The organism is Nocardia sp. PLKS1-43 (assembly GCF_059510335.1).
On the sequence record NZ_JCAJZQ010000020.1, the window covers coordinates 57,279 to 70,071 of the forward strand.

A 12,793-nucleotide genomic window follows, 5' to 3' on the forward strand; every position below is an offset into this window, starting at 1 on the left:
TGGTCTTCTTCCGACGAGCCGCGAGGGTGTGACCCAGATAACCGATAGACAGCAATGGAACACCCCCGGCAGCCGACATGCAACTGGAGTTGCAATATTTATCTAATTGCAAATCAGATTGCAGTCTGGCACCATCGAACGGCGCGCGCTCCGGGCGCGCCGATGCGGCCGAAAATCGAATGCGAAGGGTTTCCACAGATGCCGACCGTGCTGGTGAGCAGATCCGAATCCGTTGTGACACTGACGCTCAATCGTCCCGAGCGGCTCAATGCCGTCAGCGAGGAGCTGTACGAGGAGCTGATAGCGGCGTTGATCGAGGCCGGGCGGGCATCGGCGATCCGCTGTGTCGTACTGACCGGCGCCGGCCGCGCGTTCTGTGCCGGCGCGGATCTGAAGGCGCATCGTTCCGGGCTCCGCAGCCCGGAGGAACTGACCCGTTACGCGCGGTTGGGCCAGCGGGTGTGCCAGGAGATCCAGATGATGCACACACCGGTGGTCGCGGCGGTCAACGGTTATGCCCTGGGCGCCGGTGCCGAGTTGGCGGTCAGCGCGGATTTCCTGGTGATGGCCCAGGACGCGCGGATGGGCTTTCCCGAGGTGAGCCTGGGGACGTATGTGGGTGGGGGAGTGACCCATCGGCTGCCGCGACTGGTCGGCTTACGGCGTGCCACGGACCTGCTGATCCTCGGCGAGCGCTTCACCGGGCAGCAGGCCCGGGAATGGGGTCTGGCGTACGCCGCGGTCCCCGGTGCGCAATTGCTCTCTGCGGCAAACGAACTCGCCGCCGCCCTCGCGGCCAAGGCGCCATTGTCGCTGTCCCGGATGAAGGCGGCGCTGCGCCGCGAGGACTCGCTCGAGGTCGCGCTGGCCGAGGAGCCGCGAGAATTGCTGGCGCTCATGGCTACCCGCGACTGGGCCGAGGGAGTCGCGGCATTCGGCGACCGTCGCCCGCCCGTCTTCCAGGGGCGATAGGCATGACCACCGATGTGCGCCCGGCCGACTCCGCAGCGGGAAACGCACTCGTCGGCGCTGAGTCCGCCGAGCGGCGAAACGCCTTGGCGCGGTTGCTCGATCCTCGCTCGATCGTCGTCGTCGGCGCGTCGGCCAATCCGGCCAAACGCGGATTCCAGGCGATCCGCGCGTTGCTGCGGTCCGGGTACGTCGATCCGATCTATCCGGTCAACCCTGCGGCGGACCGGATTCTGGGGCTGGATGTGTTCGGCTCGATCGAACAGGTGCCGTACGGCGCCGACGCGGCGCTGATCGCCCTGCCCGCCGACGCCGTTCCCGGCGCGCTGCGCGCCTGCGCGGCGGCCGGAATCGCGGGAGCGATCGTGCTGGCCAACGGTTTCGGTGAGATCGGGGCCGGCGGCGCGCGGCGCGCGGCCGAACTCGCGGACGTCATCGCGGAGACCGGGATCAGAGTGATCGGACCCAACACCTCCGGGGTGTCCAATGTGACGTCGGGCGCGAATCTCATAGGGCTGCAGGACATTCCCGCGGGACCGGTGAGCGTGATCACCCAGAGCGGGAATATGTTGCTGTCCCTGATCAACGACGACCGCGCCCGCCGCGGTCCCGGCTTCCACGTCTGTGTCGGGCTCGGCAACCAGGCCGACGTGCGCTACGACGAATGCCTGGAGGAACTGGCCGACCAGCCGGAAACGAGGGTCGTCGCGATGCACTCCGAGGGATTCGCCGACGGACGTGCGCTGTTGAGCGCCGCGGCGCGTGTCGTGCCGCGGACTCCGGTCGTGCTGCTGCGCGGCGGACGTTCGGAGGCCGGCCGCCGCACCGCGCTCTCGCACACCGGCTCGATCGCTGGCGTGGACGCCGTGGCCGATGCCGTGCTGCGGCAGGCCGGGATCGAAATCGTCGATCGCTCGGACGAACTCGGCGTCGTCGCGGGCGCTCTGGCCACCTGCGCACCGGTCGGCCCGGGGCGTCGGGTGGCCGTCCTCAGCGACGGCGGCGGCCACGCCGCCCTGGCCTGCGACGCCCTGGCCGCATCCGGCGTCGAACTCGCCGTATTGGCGGACCGCACCACTGGTGAACTGCGGGCACTGCTCGGCGAGGCGGCCGCGGTGGGTGATCCGGTCGACGTCGCGGGGGCCACCGATGCCGATCCGCTGGTCTTCGCCGAGGCGGCCCGGATCCTGATGCGCGATCCCGGCGTCGGCCTGCTGCTCGTCATCGGCCTCTACGGCGGCTATCAGCTCCGATTCGATTCCCGCCTGGCCGAAGCCGAGGATCGCGCGGCGGACCGGCTGCTGGCCCTGTCGGCCGAGTACGGGGTGCCGCTCGTGGTGCAGAGTAGTTATGCCGGTGTCGAATTGGCCAACCACGAGCGTTTGCGCGCCGGTGGAGTACCGGTGATCGCTTCGATCGACCTGGCCGTGCGCGCGGTGGCGGCGCTGGACCGGCGCGGGCGCCGCCTGGCCGATCCCGCTCGGCGCTCGGCGCTGCGCCTGCCGCCGCCCGGGCCGGTCATCTCGGGGGCGGGCCCGCTGGACGAGCCGACCGCGCGCCGGGTGCTGACCGAGGCCGGGATCCCGCTCGGCGCATGGACTTCGGGCAGCACCGAGGCCGAGGTCGTCGCCGCGGTGCGCGACTACGGTCGGCCCTGTGCGGTGAAAGTCGTTTCCCCGCAGGTTATTCACAAGTCCGATGTCGGCGGTGTGCGGCTCGGCGTCGTGGCCGGGACGGCGGCCGAGCAGGTCCGGGGAATGATCGCCGCTGTCACCGCTGCCGTTCCGGGCGCCCGGATCGATGGTTTCATCGTGACGCCGATGGCCGAGGCCGGAGTCGAACTGCTCGTCGGGGCGATGCGCGATCCCATCTTCGGGCCGGTGGTCGCTTTCGGTAGCGGTGGCCTCATGGTCGAGGCGCTGCGAGATGTCACCTTCCGGGCCGCGCCGTTCACCGAGCGCGAAGCCCGCGAGATGATCGAGGAGACCGTGGCCTCCCGGCTGCTCGACGGCTACAGAAACTTCCCGGTCATCGATCGGCGGCGGCTCGCGCGTCTGCTGGTCCGCGTCGGGGATCTCGTCGCCGCGCATCCGGAGATCGCCGAGCTCGATCTCAACCCGGTGATCGCGTCCGCGGCCGCGGTCGTGCCGGTCGATGTCCGCGTCGTCCTGTCGGATGATTCCGTCGCACGCAATGGGTCGGCTGCCGGGTCGGTCTCCCGAGCCGGCGATGAGTGAACCCGTTCTCGTGGCGCGCGGCGGGGAGGCGATGCTCAGGCGCTCGACGGCCCGCGGGCATGCGGGCCGTCGGCGAGGGCGTCCGGCCAGCGGGACACGGCGGTCGACAGCGGCGATTTCACGGCATTCTGTGTGACGTCGCAATACGGTGTCATCGAGACCCGCACATCGGGTAAGGAGCCCCCATGGAACGTTTCGCCGATCGCCGCGTGCTGATCACCGGCGCCGGGTCGGGAATCGGCCGGGCCACGGTGTACCGCATCCTGTCCGAGGGCGGCACCGTAGTCGGTGCCGACGTCAACGAGGCCGGGCTCGCCGAGACCGCGGCGCGGGCCGCCGAACAGGGCGCGGCCGACCGGTTCGGCACGGTGCGGATCGACATCTCCGACGAGATATCGGTCCAAGACGGAGTCGCTACCGCCCTGCGCACCCTCGGCGGGCTGGACGCGCTGATCAACGCGGCCGGAATTCTGCGCTCTGCGCACACCCACGAGCTCTCGCTGGCCGACTGGAATCGCATCATCGCCACCAATCTCACCGGCACCTTCCTGATGATCCGCGAATCGCTGGGCCCGTTGCTCGAGACCGGGCGCGGCGTCATCGTGAACTTCGCCTCGACCTCGACTTTCTTCGCGCACCCCTATATGGCCGCCTACGCCGCGTCCAAGGGCGGCATCATGTCGATGACGCATGCGCTGGCCGCGGAGTACGCCAAGCAGGGACTGCGGGTGGTCGCGGTGGCCCCCGGATCGATCTCCAGCGATATGACCGACGGGCGCGGTCCGGGCCTGCCCGAGGACGTGGATCTGCAGCTGTTCACGAAGCTGATGCCGATGCTGGGCAAGGGATTCGCCTCGCCCGATACGGTCGCGGGCGTGGTGGCCATGCTGGCCTCGGACGACGGCGCGTTCATCACCGGAACCGAGGTGCGGATCGACGGTGGCACCCATGCCTGACCTCGCTCCGCCGGGGTGTCCGCGGCAATCCGCGACGAGAAACTGAAACTCGTTCTACTCTGTTCGCGGATCGATACTTTGGAGGTTTCTGTGACGGATCTGGCCGCTGTCGAGGATATTCGCTCGCTCAAATATCGCTATCTGCGCGCACTGGACCTCAAGAACTGGGACGAGTTCGCCGAAACCCTGGCCGAGGATGCCACCGGGGCCTACGGCTCGCCGTCCGGCGGCGGGCCGCTGCAGTTCGACAGCAGGGACGCCATCGTCGGATACATGCGTTCCGCGCTGGACAACGACATCATCACCGTGCACGTGTGCAATCACCCGGTGATCGAGGTGGACGGCGAAACCGCCAGTGGCACATGGTGTCTGGAGGACACCGTGATCGTCCCGCAGTACGGTGTGATGATCCGCGGCGCGGCCTACTACCACGACCGCTACCGTCGCGTCGACGGGCGCTGGCAGATCGCCCACACCGGTTACGATCGCATCTACGAGGCATCGATGCCGTTGCAGGACTTGGGTTTCCAGCTCACCGCCAATCGCTGGGCGGACCGCTCTCGCGCGCAGGGGTGACCCGCGCGGCGTGCCGGGCGCTCACGGCCGGGCCAGGGCGTGATCTCGCCGGACCGCGGACGGCGTTGTGTCCCACCAGCGTTGACAGCACCGGGTGAAGGTGGATTGTTCGGACAGGCCGAGTAGTGAGGCGATCTGACTCATCGGCAGGTCGGTGGTGGTGAGGTAGCGCCTGGCCTCGATGCGGCGCACCTCGTCGAGGATGGTGGCGAAGCCGGTTCGTTCGGCGGCCAGGCGGCGTTGCAGGGTGCGCGGATGCAGGGTCAGCAACCGGGCCACGGCGGCGATGTCGGGGGTGCTGGTGGGCAGCAGTTGTTCGACCGCGGCACGAACCCGCGGGACGATCGATCCGCCCGCATCGGCCGCCTGTTCCGCGAGGAAGGCGATGGCCAGGCGGTTCAGGTGTTCGTCCCCGCCGGGTACCGCCCGCGCGGCCAGACTGCCCGGCACCCGCAGCAGCGCGGCCGGACGGTCGAATCGCACCGGCGCGCCGAAGAATTCCTCGTATGCCGCGCGCGGGGCGGGCGGGTGGTAGGGCAGTTCGACCGAGCGGAGTCCGTACGGGCCGTCGATCAGCCGCAGCAGGGTCCGGTGCAGGAAGGCCAGGCCGAGATCGGTGCCCTGCACCAGGGTCGGCCGCCCCGGCTGCACGCCGTAGTGCAGCGCCGTGACGGAGCGGTCGCCGTAGGGATCGGGCTCGAGGGTCAGGCTCAGCGACCGGGCGTGCACGAACAGATAGCGCGAGGTGCATTCCAGCGCGTCGGCGAGAGTGGGGGAGTTGCGGATGGCCAGCGCGAGCGGGCCGAGCATGCTCAGGTCCTGCCGAGCGCCGATGCGCAGACCCAAGTCGGGGCGGTGCAGGCGGTCGGCGGCGATTTCCAGCGTCAGGGCCATGGCCTCGTCGGAGACCAGCAGATCGTCCGCGTCCAGGGCGGCGATCGGCAGCCCGGCCGCGGCGGCGAACTCCTCGGCGTTACCGCCCAGCTCGGCTACCGTGGCACGGAAACCCCGTAGTCCGGCCGACCTGATCACCGACATGTCGTCCAGAATCAAATACTTGTCGTGCAGAGTCAAGAAGGAGCGCGTGTGCCGCAGCACACTGGAGAGATGGAACATCTCGATGTCGTCATCGTCGGCGCCGGCCTGTCCGGCATCGGCGCCGCCTACCGGCTGCAGACCGAGCTGCCGGACAAGAGCTACGCCGTGCTCGAGGCCCGCGAAGCGCTCGGCGGAACCTGGGATCTGTTCCGTTACCCGGGTGTGCGCTCGGACTCGGACATGTTCACGCTCGGCTACCCGTTCAAGCCGTGGCGCGATGCCAAGTCCATCGCCGACGGGCCCTCGATCCTGCGCTACGTGCGGGAGACGGCGGAGGAATTCGGTATCGACAAGCGAATTCGCTACGGCGCCAAGGTGCTCGACGCGCACTGGTCGACCGAGGATTCACGCTGGACGCTGACGATTGGCCAGGGCGGCGAAACGCGCACGCTCACTTGCGGATTCCTCTACAGCTGCGCCGGATACTACGACTACGAGCAGGGGCACGCGCCGGAATTTCCTGGCGCGGAGACATTTTCGGGCACGATGGTCTACCCGCAGTTCTGGCCGGAGGAGCTGGACTACTCGGGCAAGCGGGTGGTCGTGATCGGCAGTGGCGCCACGGCCGTCACCCTGGTTCCGGCGATGGCCGAGCAGGCCGAGCGGGTCACCATGCTGCAGCGCTCGCCGACCTGGATCTCCGCGGTGCCCGGCCGCGACAAATACGCCGACAAGATCCGCGAACTGCTGCCGCCGCGGCTGGCGCATCGCCTGATCCGCACCAAGAACATCCTGTTCAACGTGGGTTTCTATCAGTACTGCCGACGTCGCCCGGAGGCGGCGCGCAAACTGCTCACCGGCCTGACCACCCGCATCCTGAAGGATGAGGCGCTGGTTGCCGAACACTTCACCCCGAGTTACAACCCGTGGGATCAGCGCCTGTGCGCGGTGCCGGACGCCGACTTCTTCCGCGCGATGCGCAAGGATAGGGCAGAGGTGGTGACCGACCACATCGACACCTTCGTGCCCGAGGGGATCCGGCTGAAGTCGGGCCGGGTGCTCGAGGCGGATGTCGTGGTGTCGGCCACCGGACTGAAACTCCTTGCCTTCGGCGGTATCTCGCTGACCGTGGACGGTGCGCCGATCACGCTGTCCGACGAGTTCGTCTGGCAGGGAGCGATGCTCACCGGCGTGCCGAACTTCGCGGTGTGCATCGGCTACACCAACGCGTCCTGGACGCTGCGTGCCGACCTGACCTCACGCCTGGTCTGTAAAGTGTTGGCGCACATGGATCGTCGCGGTTATCCGGCCGTGGTCCCGCGACCGCAGGGACACCTGGACGAGCATCCGCTGCTGGATCTGGCCTCGGGTTACATCCAACGTTCGATCGGTGATTTCCCCCGCCAGGGCAGCCGCCATCCGTGGAAGGTGCGCCAGAACTACCTCCTGGATTCGGCCACCACGATGCGCACCAATCTGGACAAGACGCTCGAGCCGGTGCGTCCCGCGCCGGTGTTGCAGCGGGCCTGAGCCCGCGTCCCGTCGAACGTGACCGGTTGGCGTGCGGTGTGCTTCGAGCCGGTAGCAGACCGCCGTCGACGGTCGGGATACTTGCGCGCGCTGCTGTTCTGCAGCAGCGCGGACTGTACGAGTCCGTGCTTGACGTAATGATTGGATCAATATATCTTCGATTCGTGTTGTTTCCCACTCCTGAACTCACCGCCGACGACCGTCGCGTTCTGACCGAGGTCGACCGTATGCGAGATGTGCTACGTCATCAGCTTCAGGAGGTGCCCGCCAAGTGGACCGGAGGGCTGCGGAAATTCCTGACCGCCGACGCGGTCGCCGCATCGAACTCCATCGAGGGATTCACGGTAGCGACCGTGGATGTTGAGGATTTGATCGCAGGTGAGCGAGATGTCGACGTTTCCGAGGAGAACAGAGACGAGACGCTCGCCTATGAGCGGATGGTGACGTATATCCAAACCCTGCACGATGTCCGGGATTTCGAGTACAGCAAGGGGCTGCTCAACGCATTGCACTGGATGCTTCAGGGGCACCGGCACACCCCGCGCAAGCCTGCCGGGCAATGGCGAAGTGGCCCGGTGTACGTGACCGATGCGCGCGATCCGAGTATTGCGGCATACACTGCGCCCGAGGCAATTTCGGTGCCGGATTTGATGACCGAATTGATCGATTGGCTCAACGCGGAGGACGGATCGCATCCCTTGGTCCGGGCCGCCATGGCACATCTGGATCTGGTATCAATCCATCCGTGGGCAGACGGCAACGGCCGGATGTCCCGTTCGCTGCAGACGCTGATGATTGCGCGAGAAGGCGTGCTCGCGCCCGAGTTTTCCTCGGTCGAGGCATGGCTCGGGCGCCCCGGCAATACGTGGGAGTACTACCAGGTGCTCGGTCGTCGGGGCAGCGAGTATCGCCCCGATCAGGATGTGGCGGAATGGATACAGTTCAACCTCACCGCCTACCATCAGCAGGCGCAGACGGTGCATGCCCGCTTTCGGCGTTCGGGTCAGGTCTGGGAAGACCTGGGCGAGTTCGCGAGTCGTGCGGCCATCGATGAGCGGCTCGTGTCGGCACTGCACGATGTCGCGATGTCGGGCAGGGTTCGGCGTACGCGTTACGAACAGAGTGAGGGGTTGAGCCTGCAACAAGCGCAACGTGACCTCCGTGACCTTGTGCAGCGGCAGGTTCTCGAGCCGGTGGGGCGTACTCGGGCCCGCTTCTATATCGCCGGGCCGAAATTCCCGGAAGCCGTTCTGGAGCGGGCACGTACACCTATGACATTGACCGATCCCTATGGAAAGTGATTGTCGGCAGCGACTCGAATACGTTCGGCGGCGGGTGAAGTCGGATGACCTGCGCTAGCGAGAGTGGTTGTCCGAGTGTCGATCCTGCGATTCCAGGCGGGGGACCTCCGAGGGGAGGGGGTGGTCCGGATCGAGGGCGGGCAGGCCGTCGATGCTGCGGGAGTTGTCCCCGGCGATTCGGCGCGCGAACTTCTCCTGCGGCTGGCGGGCGTGATAGTCGTCCAGAACCGGGCGTTCGCCGACGAGTTCGTAGTAGGGCACCGAATATCCGCACGCATCGGCGATGCGCTCGACCCGGATCACCACCACCGCGCGCACGCCGGGGTGGTCGGTGCCGAAATGCGTTCGCAGGTCGAGGAATTCGGGATCGTCCGGGCGCACGACCCGGCCCGACCCGAACAGCCGCAGAATCCGGGAGTTGCGAGTGAACGAACAGAACATCACCGTGATCCGGCCGTTCTCCCGAATGTGGGCGATGGTTTCCGAACCGCTGCCGAACAGATCGAGATAGGCGACGGTGTGATCGTCCAGAATCGCGAACGTATCCTGATATCCCTTGGGCGACAGATTGACTCGTCCGCCCTCCGAGGGCGCGCTGGCCACGAAGAACATCGCCTGCGCCCGAATGAACTGCCGCAGTTGGTCGTCGAGCCGCTCGAACTCCTTGGCCATCGGCACGCCTTCCGCTCGAACATGTCGTGAGCCTGCGGCCAGTGTAACGACCGGCTTCAGATGCGGCCGAGATCGATCCGGACGGGGAAAGGCGCGGACGCCTCGATCACCCCGGTGAACATCTCCCCCGATCGGTACGCCCGGGTCGCCGGATCCAGCACGTACGTGTAGACCAGCGGCACCCCGGTCGCGGCCTGCTCGATCCGCCAGTAGAACCCGATGCCCGCCCGGGCGTACTGCTCGACCTTCACGATCCGGTCGGTGGTCTCCGACCCCGGCGACACGATCTCCGCGACGAGCAGGACGTGTTCGGGGCGAGTGGGGGTGATGTCGATCGTATCCGCGCGGTACACCACGACATCCGGCCGGCGATTGTGCAGCGGTACATCCTGAAGCCTGACGTCGAAGTCCGTATCGGCGTTCCAGTCCGGGCCAGCGGCGCTGTCCAGCGCATTCGCCAGGATCCGGGCCAGTCGGTTGTGGCGTTTGGATGCCGTTGGACTTACGACGGCCATTCCGTCCACGATCTCGATTCCCGCACTCTGCTCCTCGGACCAGGACTCGTACTGCTCCACCGTGATCCGCTCGCGCATCCACGCGGGGGTTATCGACTGCACAGCCATTTGCGCTCCTCCCGGCCATCCGTCGGGGGGCCCGATCCCGCTGAACGCAGTGTAATTCCGGATCGCCGACGAACGTCACACGTGGCAGGCCCACAGGTCTGCGGTGTAGTCGATTCGATTCGCTCCGATGGGACGGATCTTGCGGTGCGATGGGGCGCGTGGGCGAGCTGACGCGGCGGACCGGGATGGCTGTCCGGCCGCGCCGCGCGGCTGCGGAATATCGGGATGAACAGCGTTGCGGCTCAGGCGGATTGCTGGATCCGGATGATATTGCCCGCGGGGTCGCGCAGGGCGCAGTCGCGGATGCCGTAGGGGTGGGCGGTGGGTTCCTGGAGGACCTCGGCGTCGCCGGTCTGCACCCGTTCGAAGGTCGCGTCGAGGTCGGGGGTGGCCAGGACGATGCGGCCGTAGGTGCCCTTGCCCATCATCTCGGCGATGGTGCGGCGCTCGTCGTCGGTGAGGTCGGGCTCGGCGGCCGGCGGGTACAGCACGATCGACGTCCCGGGCTGTTCGGCGGGCCCGACCGTGATCCACCGCATCGTGCCGTCCCCCACGTCCTTGCGGACCTCGAAGCCGAGTACGTCGCGATAGAACGCCAGCGAGGCCTCCGGATCGTCGTGCGGAAGAAATGTCCAGGCAATGGTGATATCCATGTCGCCAACGCTAGGTATCCGGCCTTCCTCGACGCTTCTCGATTCCTGATCGGTTCCGGTGACGCGCGCACCGAGCGGGCGACGGATCGGCGGCCGCTGTTCCGCTGTTTCGGAGCGAAGCCGGTTTCGTGATCGGATGCCGCGTGCGGTTGTGGCGGTCGGGCAATTCACGGCGGTATCGTTCATGGCGCGACGGTGCGGTCCGTGAGCCTGTTCACTCCGGAGTTCGGCTGCGGCAGGGAGAATTTGCCGCCGAATCGCCGCGGTGCAGGTCAGGGTGGGTGCGGGTGCCTCGGAATTAGGTTTGTAAACCCTTGGTGTGCAATGGGTTACCTCATTTCGGCAAGCCTTGCATTGCTGGAACGAAATACGGGAAATGGTTACCGTGAATCCGTGCTGAGAGATGAGGCAGTGCTGGACGAGCGGGCTGTGGTTGCGGCGCAGGCGCATCCGGAACCACACGGTATCGGGTTGGCCGCGCGGTTGAATTGGCTTCGGGCGGGAGTTCTGGGAGCCAATGACGGAATTGTTTCCGTGGCCGGCATCGTGGTGGGTGTGGCGGCGGCCACGGCTACCCGCTCGACGATTCTGACCGCCGGAATCGCCGGACTGGCGGCGGGGGCGGTATCGATGGCGCTGGGCGAGTACGTCTCGGTCAGTACGCAGCGCGACAGCGAGCGGGCGATTCTCGAGGTGGAACGGCGCGAGCTCATCGAACAACCGGAGGCGGAACTGGCCGAGTTGGCCGCGATCTACGAGGGGAAGGGTCTGTCGCCGGCGACGGCGTGGAAGGTGGCCGAGGAACTCACCGAGAACGACGCCTTCACCGCGCATGCCGAAGCCGAACTGGGCATCGACCCGCACGATCTGACCGATCCCCGGCACGCCGCGTTCTCCTCGGCGCTGTCGTTCACCCTCGGCGCGTTGCTGCCGCTGCTGGCGATCCTGTCCCCGGCGGCGATCCGGGTCCCGGTGACCGTGATCGCCGTGCTGGTGGCGCTCGGACTCACCGGGGCGCTCGGTGCGCGGCTGGGCCAGGCCCCCGTGCTGCGAGCCACCCTGCGGGTACTGTCGGGGGGCGCGCTGGCGATGGCGAGCACCTACCTGATCGGCCATCTGGTCGGCCTCGCCATCTGACGCGCCGCGCGGCGATCAGACCTGCGCCGGAACGGGATCGCGTCTGCGGGCTTCCCGCGCGAGAGCGCGATCGCGCTGCTCCTCGAACCGCAGGCAGTCACCGCGCAACTTCTCCAGGAATTCCCCCAGCTGGTTCCGGATTCGATCGCCCCGGGCCCCGAAATCGTTGCGCTCGAAAACATTCCACTTGCGCAACACCGGCATGACCACCTCTTCGAGGTGCTGGCGCAGATCATAGATGCCGTGCTTGGCCATCAGCACGCCGTTGCGCCGCCAGTCCGGCATGCCCATACCGGGCATCCGGAAATTGCATACGATCTCGGTGATCGCCTCGAGCGTCTGATCCGGCGAAAGATCCAGTGCCGCACCGCACATGTCGCGGTAGAAGATCATGTGCAGGTTCTCGTCCGCGGCGATGCGCGCCAGCATGCGGTCGGCGATCGGGTCCTCGCATGCCTTACCGGTGTTCCGATGCGAGACGCGGGTCGCCAGCTCCTGGAACGTGACATAGGCGACCGAATGCAGGAAACCGCGGTCGGTCAGCAGATCGATGGACCCGCCGCCCTCCCGGATCATCTTGACCGGGTTGTAGCCCTGGGTCATGTGCGTCATCCGGGCCTGTTCCAGCGCAACCGGATCCACCGCCCGGGTGACCACCAGGTAGTCCCGGATGACGATCCCGTGCCGGTTCTCCTCCGCGGTCCAGCGGCCCACCCAGGTGCCCCACGCGCCGTCCATCGAGAAGTTCTCGGCGATCTCGCGGTGATAGGAGGGCAGATTGTCCTCGGTGAGCAGATTGGTGATCATCGCCGCCTTGGCGACCTCGCTCAGCTTCGACTGCGAGGGCTCCCAGTCCTGGCCGTCCATGGCCGCGAAGTTGCGGCCTTCGTCCCAGGGCACGTAGTCGTGCGGATGCCAGTTCTTGGCCATGGACAGATGCCGGTCGACGTTCTGTTCGGCGACGGGTTCCAACTCCATGAGCAGTTCGAGCTGTGTGAGGTTCCTGGCCACGATGAAGCCTTCCTCCGAGTCGGATCGGCGAGTGGGACGGTGCGCGAAGAAACCGGTACAGTGCAATAGCGATCGGATAGCTGCGTGTCA

The 12,793-nt window shown here is 67.1% G+C and carries 12 protein-coding genes; 7 read left to right on the forward strand and 5 right to left on the reverse strand.

Annotation, left to right across the window (positions count from 1 at the left end; genetic code table 11):
• The first annotated feature begins 198 nt into the window (after window positions 1-198).
• The 4 genes from AC5WS7_RS38675 (at window position 199) to AC5WS7_RS38690 (ending at window position 4,738) form a co-directional block, all read left to right on the forward strand.
• Window positions 199-972 (forward strand): enoyl-CoA hydratase/isomerase family protein, encoded by a 774-nt coding sequence (locus tag AC5WS7_RS38675; RefSeq protein WP_495959617.1) that lies wholly within the window; start codon window positions 199-201, stop codon window positions 970-972.
• Window positions 973-974: 2 nt separating this feature from the next.
• Window positions 975-3,206 (forward strand): acetate--CoA ligase family protein, encoded by a 2,232-nt coding sequence (locus tag AC5WS7_RS38680; protein ID WP_495959618.1) that lies wholly within the window; start codon window positions 975-977, stop codon window positions 3,204-3,206.
• A gap of 185 nt (window positions 3,207-3,391) precedes the next feature.
• Window positions 3,392-4,162, forward strand: a complete 771-nt coding sequence (locus AC5WS7_RS38685; protein ID WP_495959619.1) for an SDR family NAD(P)-dependent oxidoreductase — start codon at window positions 3,392-3,394, stop codon at window positions 4,160-4,162.
• 90 nt (window positions 4,163-4,252) lie between these two features.
• The gene (locus tag AC5WS7_RS38690; RefSeq protein WP_495959620.1) at window positions 4,253-4,738 is read left to right on the forward strand and encodes a nuclear transport factor 2 family protein; all 486 of its coding nucleotides are present in this window, start codon (window positions 4,253-4,255) and stop codon (window positions 4,736-4,738) included.
• 21 nt (window positions 4,739-4,759) lie between these two features.
• Here AC5WS7_RS38690 and AC5WS7_RS38695 read toward each other — a convergent pair whose 3' ends face one another.
• Window positions 4,760-5,854 (reverse strand): AraC family transcriptional regulator, encoded by a 1,095-nt coding sequence (locus AC5WS7_RS38695; RefSeq protein WP_495959621.1) that lies wholly within the window; start codon window positions 5,852-5,854, stop codon window positions 4,760-4,762.
• Here AC5WS7_RS38695 and AC5WS7_RS38700 point away from each other — a divergent pair.
• Entirely contained in the window at window positions 5,846-7,306 is a 1,461-nt protein-coding gene (locus tag AC5WS7_RS38700) for a flavin-containing monooxygenase (protein WP_495959622.1), read from the forward strand. The genes AC5WS7_RS38695 and AC5WS7_RS38700 overlap by 9 nt on opposite strands.
• Before the next feature lie 164 nt (window positions 7,307-7,470).
• Window positions 7,471-8,607, forward strand: a complete 1,137-nt coding sequence (locus AC5WS7_RS38705; RefSeq protein WP_495959623.1) for a Fic family protein — start codon at window positions 7,471-7,473, stop codon at window positions 8,605-8,607.
• Window positions 8,608-8,661: 54 nt separating this feature from the next.
• On the opposite strand, the gene AC5WS7_RS38710 is transcribed toward AC5WS7_RS38705, so the two are convergent.
• The 3 genes from AC5WS7_RS38710 to AC5WS7_RS38720 form a co-directional block, all read right to left on the reverse strand.
• Window positions 8,662-9,279: a pyridoxamine 5'-phosphate oxidase family protein gene (locus AC5WS7_RS38710; protein WP_495959624.1), complete on the reverse strand. Its 618-nt coding sequence runs from the start codon at window positions 9,277-9,279 to the stop codon at window positions 8,662-8,664.
• Between the two features lie 56 nt (window positions 9,280-9,335).
• On the reverse strand, window positions 9,336-9,902 hold the full coding sequence (locus tag AC5WS7_RS38715; RefSeq protein ID WP_495959625.1) for a Uma2 family endonuclease: 567 nt from the start codon (window positions 9,900-9,902) through the stop codon (window positions 9,336-9,338).
• 242 nt (window positions 9,903-10,144) lie between these two features.
• Window positions 10,145-10,555 (reverse strand): VOC family protein, encoded by a 411-nt coding sequence (locus tag AC5WS7_RS38720; protein WP_495959626.1) that lies wholly within the window; start codon window positions 10,553-10,555, stop codon window positions 10,145-10,147.
• Between the two features lie 393 nt (window positions 10,556-10,948).
• On the opposite strand from AC5WS7_RS38720, the gene AC5WS7_RS38725 reads away from it, so the two are divergent.
• The gene (locus AC5WS7_RS38725; RefSeq protein WP_495959627.1) at window positions 10,949-11,692 is read left to right on the forward strand and encodes a VIT1/CCC1 transporter family protein; all 744 of its coding nucleotides are present in this window, start codon (window positions 10,949-10,951) and stop codon (window positions 11,690-11,692) included.
• Between the two features lie 15 nt (window positions 11,693-11,707).
• Here AC5WS7_RS38725 and AC5WS7_RS38730 read toward each other — a convergent pair whose 3' ends face one another.
• Window positions 11,708-12,703: an acyl-ACP desaturase gene (locus AC5WS7_RS38730; protein ID WP_495959628.1), complete on the reverse strand. Its 996-nt coding sequence runs from the start codon at window positions 12,701-12,703 to the stop codon at window positions 11,708-11,710.
• Between the last annotated feature and the right edge of the window lie 90 nt (window positions 12,704-12,793).